This window comes from Melittangium boletus DSM 14713 (assembly GCF_002305855.1).
Lineage (GTDB): Bacteria > Myxococcota > Myxococcia > Myxococcales > Myxococcaceae > Cystobacter > Cystobacter boletus.
The window spans coordinates 675149-692102 of record NZ_CP022163.1; the positions used below are offsets into that span (position 1 = coordinate 675149).

Annotated in this window: 9 protein-coding genes; 3 read left to right on the plus strand and 6 right to left on the minus strand. The window is 69.2% G+C overall.

The genetic code is table 11. The annotated features are described in order from the left end of the window. Positions 1-89: 89 nt before the first annotated feature. Together MEBOL_RS02910 and MEBOL_RS02915 are read left to right on the plus strand one after the other, a co-directional pair. On the plus strand, positions 90-4043 hold the full coding sequence (locus tag MEBOL_RS02910; RefSeq protein WP_095975975.1) for a serine/threonine-protein kinase: 3954 nt from the start codon (positions 90-92) through the stop codon (positions 4041-4043). 33 nt (positions 4044-4076) lie between these two features. Further along, positions 4077-8030 carry a serine/threonine-protein kinase gene (locus MEBOL_RS02915; RefSeq protein ID WP_245919407.1) on the plus strand — a complete coding sequence of 1318 codons (3954 nt, stop codon included), beginning with the start codon at positions 4077-4079 and terminating at the stop codon, positions 8028-8030. Between the two features lie 6 nt (positions 8031-8036). On the opposite strand, the gene MEBOL_RS02920 is transcribed toward MEBOL_RS02915, so the two are convergent. Beyond that, positions 8037-8765, minus strand: a complete 729-nt coding sequence (locus MEBOL_RS02920) for an alpha/beta fold hydrolase (RefSeq protein ID WP_245919408.1) — start codon at positions 8763-8765, stop codon at positions 8037-8039. Positions 8766-9009: 244 nt separating this feature from the next. After that, on the minus strand, positions 9010-10716 hold the full coding sequence (locus MEBOL_RS02925) for an LIC_10190 family membrane protein (protein ID WP_095975978.1): 1707 nt from the start codon (positions 10714-10716) through the stop codon (positions 9010-9012). A gap of 88 nt (positions 10717-10804) precedes the next feature. On the opposite strand from MEBOL_RS02925, the gene MEBOL_RS02930 reads away from it, so the two are divergent. Then, complete coding sequence (locus tag MEBOL_RS02930) at positions 10805-11176, plus strand: VOC family protein (protein ID WP_157774728.1); 372 nt, start codon at positions 10805-10807, stop codon at positions 11174-11176. A 15-nt stretch (positions 11177-11191) separates the two neighbouring features. Here the strand turns inward: MEBOL_RS02930 and MEBOL_RS02935 are convergent, their stop codons facing one another. From MEBOL_RS02935 to MEBOL_RS40910, 4 genes are all read right to left on the minus strand, one after another. Then, positions 11192-12529, minus strand: a complete 1338-nt coding sequence (locus MEBOL_RS02935) for a TldD/PmbA family protein (RefSeq protein ID WP_095975980.1) — start codon at positions 12527-12529, stop codon at positions 11192-11194. A gap of 11 nt (positions 12530-12540) precedes the next feature. Further along, positions 12541-14031 (minus strand): TldD/PmbA family protein, encoded by a 1491-nt coding sequence (locus MEBOL_RS02940; RefSeq protein ID WP_245919409.1) that lies wholly within the window; start codon positions 14029-14031, stop codon positions 12541-12543. A gap of 82 nt (positions 14032-14113) precedes the next feature. Then, positions 14114-15961, minus strand: coding sequence for a GspE/PulE family protein (locus tag MEBOL_RS02945; protein ID WP_095975981.1), 1848 nt, complete (start codon positions 15959-15961; stop codon positions 14114-14116). Then, positions 15946-16938, minus strand: a complete 993-nt coding sequence (locus MEBOL_RS40910) for a hypothetical protein (protein WP_157774729.1) — start codon at positions 16936-16938, stop codon at positions 15946-15948. Before MEBOL_RS40910 ends, MEBOL_RS02945 begins: the two co-directional genes overlap by 16 nt. Positions 16939-16954 lie beyond the last annotated feature (16 nt).

The following is a 16954-nucleotide window of genomic DNA, read 5'->3' on the forward strand; positions in this document are numbered from 1 at the left end:
GGACCCATTAAGCGGAGTGATACGCTCCCGAGACTGGCAGCCCGTGAACCGCCAACCGCGTCACGGCGCGGGGGGCCGCCAGCGTACTCATGGACAACGACCAGACGTTTCCGTCCGCACTGCCTCCCGGCGTCCTCGCTCCAGGCACCCTTATCCACAACCGATTCACCCTGGGCGCATTGGCGGGACGTGGCGGCATGGGCCATGTCTACCGCGCTCAGGACGGCGTCTCCGGCCAGCAGGTGGCCCTCAAGGTCCTGCACTCGGCCATCTCGCCGGAGGTGGTGTACCGCTTCAACCGCGAGGCCGCCCTGCTCGAGGGGCTGCACCATCCGGGCATCGTCGCCCACGTGGCCCATGGCACCACCGAGCGCGGCCAGCCCTACCTCGCCATGGAGTGGGTGGAGGGCGAGGAGTTGTCCCAGCGGCTCGCCCGCCAGCCCCTGACGCTCCCGGAGACCCTGTCCCTGCTGCGCCGGGTCGCCGAGGCCCTGGCCCATGCCCACCAGCGCGGCATCGTCCACCGCGACATCAAGCCCTCCAACCTCCTGCTGCGCGGTGGCCACCCCGAGGACGTGGTGGTGCTCGACTTCGGCCTGGCGCGCCACGCGGTGCCCACCTTGGTGGGCGTGACGGGCAGCCACACCGTGGTGGGGACTCCGGGCTACATGGCGCCCGAGCAGGCCTCCAGCCAACCGGAGATTCCCCCCGCCGCCGACATCTTCTCCCTGGGCTGCGTCCTCTACGAATGTCTCACCGGCAAGCCTCCTTTCGCCGCGCCCCATTTCGCCGCCGCCCTCGCCAAGATTCTCTTCGCCGAACCCGAACCCCTGCAGTCCCTGCGTCCCGGCCTTCCCTCCGGCTTGCAGGTGCTCGTGGACCGCATGCTGGCCAAGGATCCCCTGCGCCGGCTGCAAGACGCCGATCGGCTCATCGAGACCCTGGCGACGTTGGAGTCCGTGCCTGAATTGCTCCTGCCCCGCAGCGAGGCCCATCCGCCCCCCATCAGCCTGGCGGAAGCGGAACAAACCCTCGTCAGCGTGCTCCTGGTGTCCTTGCACATGCAGGACACGGGAGAGGAGGAGACGGCGCTCCAGGACCAGGGCATCGTGGTGCGCGACTCCCTGCGCACCACGCTCTGGCCCTATGGCGCCCAGGTGGAATTACTGGCGGATGGCTCGCTGGTGGCCACGCTGGTGCCCGAGCGCGGCACGGCCACGGACCAGGCGGCGCTGGCGGCGCGTTGCGCGCTGACCTTCAAGGAGCGCTGGCCCGAGGCCTCGGTGGTGCTCGTCACCGGTCTGGGCGTGCTCAATCAGCGGCTGCCCGTGGGCGAGGCCATGGATCGGGCGGGCTCCCTGTTGCGGCAGGTGCAGCGCCAGCCGGACGCCTCCCAGGTGGTGATGGACGAGGTGACGGCGGGTCTGCTCGGGCCCAGTTTTCAGCTCTCGCGCATCGACGCGAATACCTACCTGCTGCATGGCGAGCGCCTGGGCACGGATGAATCCCGTCCCCTGATGGGCAAGCCCACGCCCTGCGTCGGCCGGGAGCAGGACCTCGCCCTGCTCGACTTCACCCTCACCTCCTGCATCGAGGAGCAGCAGGCCCGGGCGGTGTTGGTGATGGCCCCGGCGGGCGTGGGCAAGTCCCGCCTGCGCCACGAGTTCCTGCGTCGTCTCGAGCGACGCAAGGAGCCCGTCCAGGTGTTACTGGGGCAAGGAGACGCCATGAGCGCGGGCTCTTCCTTTGGCCTGATGGGCCAGGCGCTACGGCGGCTCTATGGCATCACGGACGGCGAGAACCTGGAGAAGCGCCGCGCCCGGCTGTACCAGCGCGTCGCCGCGCGCCTGCCAGAGGCCCAGGCCGAGGAGACCGCCGAGTTCCTGGGCGAGTTGTGCGCCATCCCCTTCCCCGACGAGTACAATCCCCGCCTGCGCGCGGCCCGGAACGATCCGCGCCTCATGAGCGCCCAGACGAGCCGGGCCCTGGTGGACTTCCTCAAGGCGGAGTGCGCCCACCAACCGGTGCTGCTCGTGCTGGAGGATCTGCACTGGAGCGACGCGCTCACGGTGAAGTTGGTGGACGAGTTGCTGCGGGAGCTGGCCGACCAGTCCTTCATGGTGCTCGCGTTGGCACGGCCCGAGGTCAAGGAGGCCTTCCCGGGTCTGTGGTCGCGGCATGTGCAGGAGGTGTCGCTCAAGGGGTTGAGCCGCAAGGCCTGCACCGGCCTGGTGCGCGAGGTGTTGGGCGCCCAGGTGCCCGACGCCATCGTCCAGAAGGCCGTGGAGCAGTCCGACGGCAACGCGCTCCTGCTCGAGGAGCTCATCCGCACGATGGCCGAGGGCCGCGGCGTGGCCGTGCCCGGCACCGTCCTGGCGGTCCTCCAGGCGAGGCTGATGCGGATGGAACCCGTCGTGCGCCATGTGTTGCTGGCCGCGAGCGTCTTCGGTCACTCCTTCTGGTCCGGAAGCCTGCGGGAGTTGCTGGGCCCCGAGGGCGAGTTCCTGGAGAAGCACCTGCAACGGCTCGTGGAGGAAGAGGTCATCGCCCAACAGCCCACCAGCCGCTTCGCCTCCGTGGACGAGTACCACTTCCGCCATGCCCTGGTGCGGGACGCCGCCTATGCGTTGGTGCCCGACAGCCAACTGCCCACGGCCCACCGGCTCGCGGGCTCCTGGTTGGAGTGGATGGGCGAGACGGATGCCCTGGTGCTGGCCGCGCACTACCAGCGCGGACAGCAGACCGAACGCGCGGCGCACTTCTACGTCCAGGCGGCCGAACAACTCTTCGAGCGGCACGACCTGGTGGGAACACTGCGCTGCGTGGAGGCGGCCCTGGTGGGAGGCGTGAGCGGTCAGGCCGCGAGCTGGCTGCGCGCGCTCCAGGCCGTGGTGCTCGTCTGGATGGATCAAATGCCGCGGGCCCTGGAGATCGGAGACCCGGTCCTCGACGCGCTCAAGGCGGGCAGTCCCTTGTGGTGCCGGCTGGCGGGAGGACTCGTCACGGGCCACCTCTTCAGAGGTGATCAGGCGCAGGTGGCCCGGGTGAGCCAGCTCCTGCTGTGCGCCCAGCCCGAGCCCGAGGCCATGACCGCCTATGCCGAGGCCTGTGCCCTGGTGGGAGGAACCGCGCTCTGGTCCGGCCTGCGCCCGCAGACGGAAAACCCCTTGCGGCGAGCCTTGCAGGTGGGCGCGGAGGTCATCGAGACCAACGCCGTGGTGAGGGGCTGGACGATGAGTCTGAAGAACCAATTCCTCTACTTCTTCGAGCCCTGTCCCTGGCAGGCCTTCACGATGGCGGACGCGTCGAGGAAGGGCTTCGGCGAGGCGGGCATGGATCTCCATGCCCTCCTGGGACATTCCCAGGCCGGACTGGCATGGGCCGCGATGGGGGACATGCCCAGGGCGCTCGAGCTGCTGCGCGAGGCGGTGACCCATATCCAACTCGCGGAGAACCAGCTCTTCGCCGCCCTGTGCCGGTACAACCTGCTGAGAACCCTGGCCAACAGCACCGAGCCCGAGCACTGGCGGGAAGCACACTCCCGGGTGGGCGAATGGATGGGAGGAGGAGAGGAGGCCGAGCCCTTCCGGCGGGGCATCGCCCAGCTCGTGCTCTCCCGGGTGAGGATCGCCCAGGGCGCCGCCCCCGAGGCCGAGCGGCATGCTCGCCGTGCCTGCGAGTTGCTGGCCTCCCTGCGCACCTTCCTCATCGATGCGCGGACACTGCACGGCCACGCGTTGCTCGCCCAGGGACATATCGCGGAGGCCCGGCGGGTGACGGAGCTGGGCGTGCGGGAGTTGACGGAGATGAACTCCCAAGGCACGTACGCGGTGGCCATGCACCTGTCCCTCGCGAAAGCCTGCTTCGCCCAGGGAGAGACGGCGGCGGGAGAGCGCGCCCTGCGCGAGGCCCTGCGGTGCGTGCGAACACGTGCCGCCGACATCCCCGAGCCGGAGGTCCGCGAGCGCTTCCTGCTCCAGGTGCCCGAGAACGCCCACACGCGAGAATTGGCGCGTGAGCGTTGGGGCGACGCGGCGCTTTGAGGGCGCTCGGGACGGCATGTTACGGTCCCGTCCATGGCAGCACGTGAAATGGACAGCGACAAGACGGTGCCGTCCGCACCGCTTTTCGATGTTCTCGCTCCAGGCACCCTCATCCATGGCCGCTTCACCCTTGGAGCGTTGGCGGGAAGCGGTGGCATGGGCCATGTCTACCGCGCTCAGGACGGCGTCTCCGGCCGGCAGGTGGCCCTCAAGGTGCTCCACTCGGCCATCTCTCCGGAGGGGGCGCGCCGCTTCAACCGCGAGGCCGTCCTGCTCGAGAAGCTGCACCATCCGGGCATCGTCGCCCACGTGGCCCATGGCACCACCGAGCGCGGCCAGCCCTACCTGACCATGGAGTGGGTGGAGGGCGAGGAGTTGTCCCAGCGGCTCGCCCGCCAGCCCCTGACGCTTCCCGAAACCCTGTCCCTGCTGCGCCGGGTCGCCGAGGCCCTGGCCCATGCCCACCAGCGCGGCATCGTCCACCGCGACATCAAGCCCTCCAACCTCCTGCTGCGCGGCGGCCACCCCGAGGACGTGGTGGTGCTCGACTTCGGCCTGGCGCGCCATGCGGTGCCCTCGTTGGTGGGCGTGACGGGCAGCCACACCGTGGTGGGGACTCCGGGCTACATGGCTCCGGAGCAGGCCTCCAGCCACCTGGACATTCCCCCCGCCGCCGACATCTTCTCCCTGGGCTGCGTCCTCTACGAATGTCTCACCGGCAAGCCTCCCTTCGCCGCGCCCCACTTCGCCGCCGCCCTCGCCAAGATCCTCTTCACGGAACCCGAGCCCCTGCAGTCGCTGCGTCCCGGCCTTCCCGCTGGCTTGCAGGTGCTGGTGGACCGCATGCTGGCCAAGGATCGACAGCGACGGTTGCCCGACGCCGACCGGCTCCTGGAAGCCCTGACGGCGTTGGAGTCCGTGCCCGATCTCCTCCTGCCCCGTGGCGAGGCCCATCCGCCCCCCATCAGCCTGGCGGAAGTGGAACAGACCCTCGTCAGCGTGCTCCTGGTGTCCCTGCGCACCGCGAACTCCGCGGGAGCGACGGCGCTCAAGGAGCAGGGCATCCTGGTGCGCGACGCCCTGCGCACCACGCTCAAGCCCCATGGCGCCCAGGTGGAATTGCTGGCGGATGGCTCGCTGGTGGCCACGCTGGTGCCCGAGCGCGGCACGGCCACGGATCAGGCGGCGCTGGCGGCGCGTTGCGCGCTGACCCTCAAGGAGCGCTGGCCCGAGGCCTCGGTGGTGCTCGTCACCGGCCTGGGCGTGCTCAACGCGCAACTGCCGGTGGGTGACGCCATGGATCGGGCGGGCTCCCTGCTCAAACAGATGCAGCGCCAGATGGATGCCTCCCAGGTGGTGATGGACGAGGTGACGGCGGGTCTGCTCGGGCCGGGCTTCCAGCTCTCGCGCTTCGACACGAGCACCTACCTGCTGCACACCGAGCGATTGAGCACGGATGAATCCCGGCCCCTGATGGGCAAGCCCACGCCCTGCGTCGGCCGGGAGCAGGAATTGGCCCTGCTCGACTTCACCCTCACCTCCTGCATCGAGGAAGAACAAGCCCGGGTCCTCTTGGTGATGTCCCCGGCGGGCGTGGGCAAGTCCCGCCTGCGCCACGAGTTCCTGCGCCGGCTCGAGCGACGGGAACAGCCCGTCCAGGTGCTGTTGGGCCTGGGGAATTCCATGAGCGCGGGCGCGTCCCTCGGCCTGATGGGCCAGGCGCTGCGGCGGCTCTGTGGCATCACGGACGGAGAGACCCTGGAGAAACGCCGCGCTCGTTTCCACCAGCGGGTGACCGCGCACCTGCCGAAGGCCCAGGAGGTGGTGGAGTTCCTGGGCGAGCTGTGCGCCATCCCCTTCCCCGACGAGGACAGCCCCCGCCTGCGCGCGGCCCGGAACGATCCACGCCTCATGAGCGCCCAGATCGGACCCGCGCTGGTGGACTTCCTCAAGGCGGAGTGCGCCCACCAACCGGTGCTGCTCGTGCTGGAGGACCTGCACTGGAGCGATGCCTTGACGGTGCGGTTGGTGGACGAGTTGCTGCGGGAGCTGGCCGACCAGCCCTTCATGGTGCTCGCGTTGGCACGGCCCGAGGTCAAGGAGGCCTTCCCGGGTCTGTGGTCGCGGCACCTGCAGGAGATGATGCTCAAGGGGTTGAGCCGCAAGGCCTGCACAGGCCTGGTGCGCGAGGTGTTGGGCGCCCAGGTGCCCGACGCCATCGTCCAGAAGGCCGTGGAGCAGTCCGACGGCAACGCGCTCCTGCTCGAGGAGCTCATCCGCACGATGGCCGAGGGCCGCGGCGTGGCCGTGCCCGGCACCGTCCTGGCCCTCCTCCAGGCGCGCCTGCTGCGAATGCCCTCGGAGGTGCGCCATGTGTTGCTGGCCGCGAGCGTCTTCGGTCACTCCTTCTGGTCCCAGGGCGTGAGGGAGTTGCTGGGTCCCCAGAACACGTCACTGGAGACGCACCTGCGGCGGCTCGTGGAGGAGGAAGTCATCACCCAGCAGCCCACCAGCCGCCTCGCCTCCGTGGACGAGTACCACTTCCGCCATGCCCTGGTGCGGGACGCCGCCTATGCGCTGGTGCCCGAGAGTCAGTTGCCCTCGGCCCATCGGCTCGCGGCGGCCTGGTTGGAGCGGGTGGGCGAGCCGGATGCCCTGGTCGTGGCCGCGCACCACCAGAAGGGTCGCCAACCCGAACGCGCGGCGCGCTTCTACGTCCAGGCGGCCGAACAACTCTTCGAGCGGCACGATCTGGTGGGAACGCTGCGCTGCGTGGAGACGGCCCTGGAGGGGGGCGTGAATGGCGAAGCCAGGACCTGGCTGCGCGCGCTCCAGGCCGTGGTGCTTGTCTGGATGGATCAGATGCCAAAGGCCCTGGAGATCGGAGGCCCGGTCCTGAAAGAGCTCAAGGCGGGCAGTCCGCTGTGGTGCCGGCTGGCGGGCGGACTGGTCACGGGCTACCTCTTCAGTGGCGACCAGACGCAGGTGGTCCGGGTGAGCCGGCTCCTGCTGTGCGCCCAACCCGAACCCGAGGCATTGGTCGCTTATGTCGAGGCGTGTACCTGGCTGGGAGGCACGGCCCTCTGGTCCGGCGTGCGCAAGGGGACGGAAATCCCATTGGCCCGGATCATGCGGGTGGGGGCCGAGGTCATCGAGCACGACGCCGTGGTGCGCGGCTGGACGGCGAACCTGAAGAGCCAGTACCTCCATTTCTTCGAGCCCAGCCCCTGGAAGGCCTTCACGGAGGCAGACCTGTCGAAGAAGGGCTTCAGTGAAGCGGGCATGGAGCGCCACGCCAACGTGGGACACGCCCAGATCGGGCTGGCATTGGCCGCGATGGGGGACCTCCCCGGTGCCCTCGAGTTCCTACGAGGGGCCGCGGCCCGGGTCCAGGGCACGGAAAACCAACTCTTCACCTCCCTGGTCCGCTACCACCTGCTGCGAACCCTGGCGAACAGCCCCGAGCCCTCCCACTGGCAGGAAGCGCATGCCCTGGTGAATGAGTGGATGGGGAACGAGGCCGATCCCTTCAGGCGGGGCATCGCGCAACTCGTGCTCGCACAGGTGATGATGGCGCGGGGCGTGGCCTCCGCAGCCGAGCGACATGCCCAACAAGCCTGCGACTTGTTGGCCTCGCTGCGCACCTTCCTGATCGATGCGCGAACGCTGCTCGGCAATGCGTTGCGCGCCCAGGGGCGTGTCGCGGAGGCCCGGCAGGTAGCGGAGTTGGGTGTGCAGGACATGGAGGAGATGAACGTCCAGGGCGTGTACGCGGTGGCCATGCACCTGTGCCTGGCGGAAGCCTGTTTCGATCAGGGAGACACCGACAGAGGCGAAACCGCCCTGCGCAAGGCCCTGCGGTGCGTGCGGACGCGTGCCGCCGACATCCCCGAGCCACACGTCCGCGAGCGCTTCCTAAGCCAGGTGTCCGAGAACGCCCGCACGCGGCAACTGGCTCGGGAGCGCTGGGGTGATGCGTCGGCCTGACGGGACTCAGTGCTCGTGCTTGCAGCGGCCGAGGAAGCGAACCAGTTCCGTGTGGAACCACTGCGGCGCGTCCAGCATCGGCCAATGGCACGCGTGCGGCACCACGGAATGGGACATCGAGGGATGCTGGGCCACCAGCGTCTCCGGGCCGGTGGTGGCCGCCAGTGCATGCGTGGGCCCCGTGAAGAGAACAAAGGCCTCTTCCGGATCGTAGCCGAGGAGCGACTCCAGGTTTCCAGCGATGGCCTCCCGGCGCGAGGTGCGCAGCGTCTTCATCACCAGCGTGCGCGTCTTCTCTTTCGCCTCGAGGAGCAGTGGCGCGAGCCAGTGCTCGTGGAACGCGCCATACTTCGCCTCGCTGAAGTTCTCGAGCCAGGCCTCCGTGTCGGCCTTCTGCTGGCGGCGCATGTCCCCAGCGGCCTCGACATAGAGGAGCCCGGAGAGCCGCTCGGGGTAGTAGGAAGCGAAGGCCCCGGCGACCGCGGCTCCGAAGCCATGCCCCACCAGGACGAATTTCTGGGGCAGGAGTGCGTCGGCCACGGCGACGACATCCTCCACCGCGGCCTCCACGCCGAAAGGACCATGGGCGCTTCCGCTCTCGCCCAGTCCGCGCAGGTCGAACGCGACACTCTGGGTGGCGAGTCCGTGCTGCACTTCGGCCCAATGCGTCCGATCGCCTGGGACATCGTGCACGAAGAGGAGGGGAATACCCCCGGCGCCTTCCGTGGTCGCCATGAGGCGCCCCGCGGGTCCGGATACGGTCACTGTCCTCGGCTCCTTGTGCACCATCGTCTGGGCTCCCCCACCCCGGGACGGGCGCTGCCCGTGCCTCGCTCCACGCCATCTGAAGCGCCAGGGCCTTCTTCCCAGTCTGCCCTACTCCCATCGGGAGCGATTCGTGCGCGGGGAGCGCACGCCCACCCGTGAACAGAAGGGACACCGGAGACCTCATGGCCGTGGGCACCCGGAGAGCGAGTCCTCACCGGTAGACGCGAAAGGTCTCCGCGCGCTCCGACGGCGGCGCCGAGGGGTGGGTCTCCACCTTGAAACCCCTGGACAGCGCTCCCGCCTCGCGCAACCGCAGGTGCCGGTTGGCGATCTCCGAGCATGGCGGAGGCGCGTCCCAGCATCGCCCGACCTGGAGTTCCAGGCCCCAATCCGTCCGATAGGGCTTCGTGTCCGGCGGAGGGAGCGGCAGGAAGCCCTCTCTTCGCCACCCGGGCGTGTTCGCCGACAGGAACAGACTCCCCGTCGCGAAAACGATGAGCACCAGCGTGAGTTCGAATGGACTCCGGCTTCGCGGCTCCGGAGAGTTCAACGCGAGGACCAGTCCGTTGACCGCCAGGAGCCAGAAACACGCCCCCGCGAAACGGGGATCTGGCGAACCGAGGAACCAGAACAACAGTCCCACCAGGGGTGGCAGCAGCAGCAGCACGGAGGAACCCGGCCGGCGCCACGGCAGCACGAGCATCGAGGCGAGCCCCAATGACACCGGGATGAGCACCTCCCAATTCAGCAGGAGCAGGCTCCTCGCCCAGGGACCCACCCACTCCCAATTCGAGAGCACCTCCTGCACGGGAACTCCCGGGCGGCGGCCCCAGGCCTGGATGTACTCCACCAGGTTCTCGACGGTCGCGCGAGGGATGCGCCAGTCCACCGGAAGCCCTCCGAAGGCGCTGGGATACGCGGGATAGCCCGTCAGGATGATGCCGCGAAGAACCCACGGCCCGAGCACACCCAGCCCCAGCGACACCATGTGCACGAGCGCGGTGCGCACGAGCACTCGCCGCTCGCCAGCGCGGGCCCACCCCACCCCCAACGCCAGCAGATATGCCGACAGGCCGAGTCCCGCCCAGGACAGCTTCACGGTGAGCCCCACGGCGGAGAAGAAGGCCATGCACCCCACCCAGGCGCGCTCGGTACGAGGGGCCCGCCCCGCGCTCAGCCACAGGCGCAGCAGCAGCTCGCCCACGACGTAGCCCAGGCAGTAGATGGCGATGTCGGGCGACAGGCTCGTGTAGTTGCCCCCCAGAATCCGCTCCACCACCGAGGGAAGAAACAACGCGGCGAAGAGCGGCTGCGCCCGGGCATGGGGCGGAACGCGCAGGAGCCGGCTCGCCCCCCACAGGCAACGCCCGAGCAGCATGAGCAGCAACAGGCTATTGGCCAGGGCATGGGCCCGATGCGCGAACGGCCCGACCTGGAGGACGGCGGCGTAGAGGAAGTACGTCTGGTTGAAGGCGAGCCGATCGAACAGGTTCCCCAGTCCGGGGACAATGGGGTGCTCGGACATCCATCGCACCGTGGCGAGGAAGTAGGCCCCGGTGTCCCCGTTCCTCGGCGCGTCCAGCGCGAGGTTCGCCATGCCCACCGCCGCCAGGAGGAACCCGCCCAGGAAGAGCCGGTGGCCACGAACCAGGCGCCGGACGGAGGCGCGCGGCTTCCGGCCATTCCAGAGGGCACCGCCCCCTCCCAGCAGGACGACGGCGAGGGATGCCCGTCCGTCCACGGGAAGGAAGAGGTGCCAGACCTGCGACAACACCAGGAGCAGCGCCCAGCCCAGCCAGAAGACGGTGAACCCGTCGCCACGAATCGACCCGGGCAGGCGCAGCACCCGGCAGAGCCCGGCCCCGAGCCCCCAGAGCACCAGGGCCGTGACGAGCCAGCCGAGCAACACCCATGACATCGCGCTCCACATCCGCGGCGCATTCTGTCACGCCGGAGCGGGCGTCTCGCTCCCGATGGCGGACGCTCGCGTGATACAGACGGCCCGCATGGAGAGTGAAAAGCTGCTGTCGTCCTTCGTGAAGGTGCTCGTGTCGGACGCCGAGCGCTCGTTGCGGTTCTACGAAGCACTCGGCTTCAAACGCCTGAACGCGGATCCCCCCTTCACCCACCTGCGCTGGGAGAACCAGGCCGAGGTGTACCTGGTCGCCGTTCCGGCGGCGGTGAAGATGGAAGGCCGCCGGGGCCTGGGCGTCCTCATCGGCATCCGGGTGGGCGCGACGGGCCTGGAGGAGATCACCGCCCGCGCCCAGGCGCTCGGAGCCACCGTGGAAGGCCCGACCCGGCAGCCCTGGCACACGCGGGAGATCACCCTCGCGGACCCGGATGGCTACCGGTTGAACTTCATCGAGCCCGCCTGAGCCTCCTCTCGGAGGCTACCGGCCAGCGAACTGCACGCCCTCGAAGACGAGCGTGGGCGTCCGGGCGGAGCTGTACGGATAGGGATCCGCCCCCACCGCCACGAGCCGCTTCCACAAGTCGAGCTGGTTGCCGGAGATGTTCATCTCGCTGATGGGCTCGGCGAGCTGGCCTCCCCGCACCCGGAAGCCCTGGACGCCGAGGGAGAAGTCCCCGGTGACGGCGCTCGAGTTGCCGCCGAGGAAGCCCGTCACGAGGATGCCCTCGCGCAGGTCCTCCAGGAGTCCGGCGCGCGCCTTCGGACCGAGCTTCCAGGCGAGGTTGGAGGGCGAGCTCGTCGTCGGACGCCACTGGAGCTTGCGGCCGTAGTAGCTGTCGATGAAGTACGAGCGCAGCACGCCCTGCTCGAACAGCGGCATCGTGCGCGAGGCGATGCCCTCCCCGTCGAAGAGGCGCGAGCCGAGTCCCCGCTTCACGTGCGGCTCGTCCGTGAGGTCGAGCCAGTCGCTGCCCACCTTCTCCCCGAGCTTTCCATCCAGGAACGAGCGCTTCTGCTGGAGGGACGCGCCCGACATCGAGCCGAGCAGCATCGACACGAGCCGCCCCGAGACCTTGTGGTCCACGGCCATCGGCAGCACCGCCGACTCGCCCTTCGTCGAGCCAATACGTCCCAGGGCCCGCTCTCCCGCGCGACGGCCCAACGCGGACGCGGCGGGCAGGTCCTCGAAGAAGCGCGCGAAGGCGGAGTCCGACTCCTCGGGCCTGCGGCCATCGGGATCCTGGACGCTCACCTCCGCCGAGGCGACGAATTGCGTGCTCCTCGAGCCTCCCTCGAAACCATTGGAGGTGACCCGGTAGGACTCGCGGAACAGGTCGCCGAAGCCCGTGGTGACGGAGAGGATGGCCCCCTTCGTGTCGGCCGCGCGCGCGCCCTCCTCCAGCTCGCGGGCGAAGCGCTGGCGCTCCTCGGCGCTCAACTCCGCCTGGCGGGGGTCCTCGATCACCAGATCGAGGGAGGCACGCCCCTCGTAGAGTTCGGCATCCGGCAGGCGCCGGTGCTCGTCACGCGCCAGGGCCCTCGTCATGGACAGGCTGTCGGCGATGAAGCGCGAGAGTGCCTCCGGACGCAGATCGCTCGTGGACACCGAGGAGTAGCGCCCATCGACATAGAGCTGGAGCGACAGGCCCCGGGTCGTCGCCTCGGAGACCTTGTCCAGCCGGCCATCCCGCCACTGCACCTCCACCTCGCGCATGCGGCCCGCGCTGGCCGACGCCTCGGTGGCGCCATGCTCGCGCGCCAGGTCCACCGCGCGCCGTGCCGTGTCCCGCAGGTTCGTATCGATCGTCGTGCTCATGAAAGCCTCGCTCAGGAGTTGCGCCCACCGACGGTGATGGAAGCGACGCGGACGGTGGGAATGCCCTGGGACACCGCCACGCCCTGCCCGTCCTTTCCACACGTCCACCCGCCCTCGTCGATGACGAGGTCGTCGGCCACCATGTCCACTTTCTCCAGCACCTTGGGCCCGTTGCCGATGATGTTCACGTCCTTGATGGGACGCGTGAGCTTGCCATCCTCGATGAGGTAGCCGTTCTTCACGTAGAAGGTGAAGTCCCCCGCGCCGATGTTCACCTGCCCGTTGGTGAAGTTCGAGCAGTAGATGCCCTTCTTCACCGAGGCGATGATCTCCTCGGACTTGTGAGGGCCCGGCAGCATGTACGTGGAGCGCATGCGCGGCAGCGGCGCGTGCCGGTAGCTCTCGCGGCGGCCATTGCCCGTGGGCTTCACCTTGTAGTGCCGCGCGGAGATGGAGTCGTGGAGGAACGTGGTGAGCACGCCGTTCTCCACGAGCATCGTCTTGTCCGGCACGTTGCCCTCGTCATCCACGTTGATGGCGCCCCGCGCGTACTCGTTGGTGCCGTCATCGACGATGTTCACGAAGGGCTGGGCGATGGGCTTGTTGATCTTGTCCGCGTAGATGGACGTGCCCTTGCGGTTGAAGTCCGCCTCCATGCCATGGCCGATGGCCTCGTGAAGGAGGATGCCCGAGGAGCCCGCGGCGAGCACCACCGGCATCTCCCCGGCGGGCGGCTGCGAGGACTCGAAGAGGATGGTGGTGCGGCCCACCGCCTCGCGCACGATGCGGCCCATCCGCTCGGGCGAGTAGAAGTCCAGCCCCGCGCGCCCCGCGACCCCATAGGCGTTCTGCTCGCGCTTGCCGTTCTGCTCGGCCACACACGACAGGTAGAGGCTCGTCATGGGCTGGATGTCCTCGACGAGCCGCCCGTTGCTGTCGGCCACGAGGATGGCGCCGTGCTCGTCGGAGAACGACACGCCCACCTTGGAGATGCGGGGGTCGGCCTTGAACGCCGCCGTGTTGAGCTGATCCAACAGGGGCAGCTTCTGCTCGGGGCGAACGGCATCCCAGCTCGTCTGGAGCACGTAGCGCTTGGGCAGATCCTTGAAGACGTGGAAGTGCTGGGGGCCGGGCCGCGAGGGCCCCTCCGCGATCGCCGCCGCCGTGCGCGCCGCGCTGCGCATCGCCTCGAGCGTCAGGTCCTCGGTATAGGCGTAGCCCGTCTGGTCTCCCTTGACGACGCGCACGCCCACGCCGAGCTCCACCAGGGTGGACGCCTTGCTCACCCGGCCGTCCTCGAGCGACATGGCGGTGGACACGCGATGCTGGAAGAACAGGTCGCTGTAGTCCCCGCCGCGCGACAGGGCGGCGGCGAGGGTCTCCCGGATGAGGGTCTCGGTGATTCCGAAGCGGGCGAAGTACCCGATGGACTGAGCGGGCCCGCCCGGGCCCGCCTTCGTCAGCTCCGCCAGTCCGTCACCCATCAAATCGCTCTGCGTCATTGCGCACCTTCCTCCTGCCCGGCTCTCGAGTGATGTTCTCCACGCACGCCCTGTACTTCTAACGGGGACCTGGCGCCCCCGCTCACGCCACCGACGTCATGCGGACCACTTCGTCGAAGGAAGTAAGCCCCATGGCGAGCTTGCGCACGGCCGCCTCGCGCAGGGTGCGAGTGCCCGCCCGGCGCGCCACGTCCAACATCTGACTGTGGTTGGCCCCCCGGGAGATGAACTCGCGCAATTCGTTGTTGAGGTTGACGATCTCGAACGCGCCCGTGCGGCCCCAATAGCCGGTGCCCCGGCAGCGCACACACCCCGCGCCCTTGACGATCTTCACCCCACCCGGGAGCAAGGGGAGAGGCGTGCCCAGCATGGCCAGTTCGTCCTGGGAGAGAGTCGTCGGCTGCGCGCAGTGCGGGCACACCCGCCGCAGCAGGCGCTGGGCCATCATCCCGATGAGACTCTGAGCGAGCAGGAAGGGCGGCACTCCCAGGTCCTTGAGCCGCGCCACCGCGCCGATGGCGTCGTTGGTGTGCAGCGTGGAGAGCACCAGGTGGCCCGTGAGCGCGGCCTGCACGGCGTTCTCCGCCGTCTCCTCGTCGCGGATCTCGCCCACCATGATGACGTCCGGATCCTGGCGCAGGATGCTGCGCAGGGCGTTGGCGAAGTCGAGCCCCAGCTTGGGTTGCACCTGGACCTGGTTGAAGCCGTCCCACACCATTTCGATGGGGTCCTCGATGGTGGTGACGTTCACGTCCGGACCCGCCACCGCCTTGAGCGCCGAGTAGAGCGTGGTCGTCTTGCCACTGCCCGTGGGGCCCGTCACGAGGATGATGCCGTGGGGCTGATCGATCCACGTCTCGAAGACGGTCTTCTCCTGAGGGTCGAAGCCAAGCTGGGCGATGTCCTGCACCAGCGTCTCCGGGTCGAACACACGGATGACGATCTTCTCGCCGAAGGCCGTGGGCAGCGAGGAGACACGCAACTCCACCTCGCGCCCGTCCTTCTCCGTCTTGATGCGGCCGTCCTGGGGCTTGCGCTTCTCGGAGATGTCCATGCGCGAGAGCGTCTTCACGCGCGACACGATGGGCGGATGCACGCCAGCGGGCAGCGTGTACACGGAGTGGAGCACGCCATCGATGCGCAGGCGCACGAGGGAGTTGTTGCGCTTGGGCTCGATGTGGATGTCCGAGGCGCGGTTGTCGAAGGCATAGCGCAGCAGGTAATCCACCGCCTGCACCACGGGCTGATCCGCCGCGTCCAGCTCCTGCCGGCTGCTCAGCGAGACGAGCTGCTCGAAGTTGCCGACCTGCGGGGAGTTGCCGGGGTTGGCGTTGAAGTCATCCGCGGCCTTGGCCAGCGTGCGCTTGAAGCCGTAGATGTCCGCGATGGCCCGGAGGATGTCCGTCTTCGAGGCGAGCACCGGATCGATGGCCATGCCGGTGAGCACGTGGATGCTCTCGAAGAGCTCCTTGTCGAAGGGGTTGGCCACCGCCACCACGAGCCGGCCGTCCTGGCCCTTCTCCAGGGGCAGGAGCACGTGCTTCTGCGCGAAGGGGCGAGACACGGTGCGCGTGGCCAGTCCCATGTCCAGCTTGAGCGGATCCACCTTCTTGTAGGGGACGCCCGCGGCGCGCGCGGCGATCTCCGTGACCCGGTCCTCGTCCAGCGAGCCCCGGCCATCCGCCAGGGGAACCTGGAAGGCGGCCACGATCTCCACCGGCGAGACGTCGTAGCGCGCCGCGTCCTTGCCCACGATGCCCTGGTTCTTGAGGACCCGGGCTCGCGCGGCCTGCTCACGGGTGAGGATGTTCTGCCCCTGGTCGGCGGTGAGCACCCGTTGGGAGACGAGCGCATCGAGCACGAAGGACAGGGAGAAGTCGGTCTTGCTCCGGCTGGTCGGGGGAGCGGGCGGGGTTACGGGCGCTGGCAACGGCGTCTCCTCGAAGCCACGAAGAACACGGCAAGAGCACCGAGGAATCCCGGCGCGTTCACGGCGGAGCCCTGGCAACCACACCCAGGGCCCGGGACAGGCCCCGGGCCCGTCCCTCCATTCAACGGCGGGGGAACGGGCGAGCCCGCGTCCCGGGGGCCTTCGCAGGACGAGCAACCCGCGTCCGCCGGTTGCGGACCCACGCACTGCCCGGCACCGGAACACGTGGAGCCCATGGGGCAATCCGCCTGGGTACGGCAGGGAGGCAGGCAACCGCTCGCCCCCTCGGGAAAGGCCGCGCATTGGAGCGCGGGATTGCAGGTGCCCTGCTCACAGGCGCGCACGCACATGAAGGCCTCGTCGGAGCCCACCTTCTGGCAACTGGAGCCTCCCGGGCACGTGGAGGAGCACGCCCCCGCTTCCGCGCCACAGGGCTGCGAGCAGATGCCTTGCGAATGACCGTTCACCCACAGGCAGGACTCACCGGTGCCGCATTGCGCGTCGGCGTCGCACGGCATGCCGATGCGCACGCCCGGGAGTTGCTTGGGCACGCAGCGCTTGTCGCAGGAGCGGCACGTGTAGTCCGGCGCGCAGTCGTTTTCCGCGCTGCAGGTCGGCACGCAGACATCGCCGCCCGTCGAGACCTGGTCGCAGATGTAGCTGGCGCGGCACTGACCCGGTAGCGCGGGCTCACACTGGTCGAGGCAGTAGGCCCCATCGAGCGCGGCGACGCACTGGGAGCCCGAGGGACAGTCCTGGGTCGAGCCGCAGGGGCGGGAGCAGTAGCCCCCCACCCACGCCTCGCTCCCCGAGGGCCGGAAGATCCTCTCGATGCAGGTGTACGGAGCCGGGCCGCATTCGGAAGGCAGGGTGCATGCCCCTCCCACCGGGATGGCCGCTCCCGCGGACGCCCCCCAGGCCAGGACACCAAGCACCACCGCGTGAATCCAGCTCCCACCCCGCATCGACTCTCCCATCGTGGACTTCGAGGGG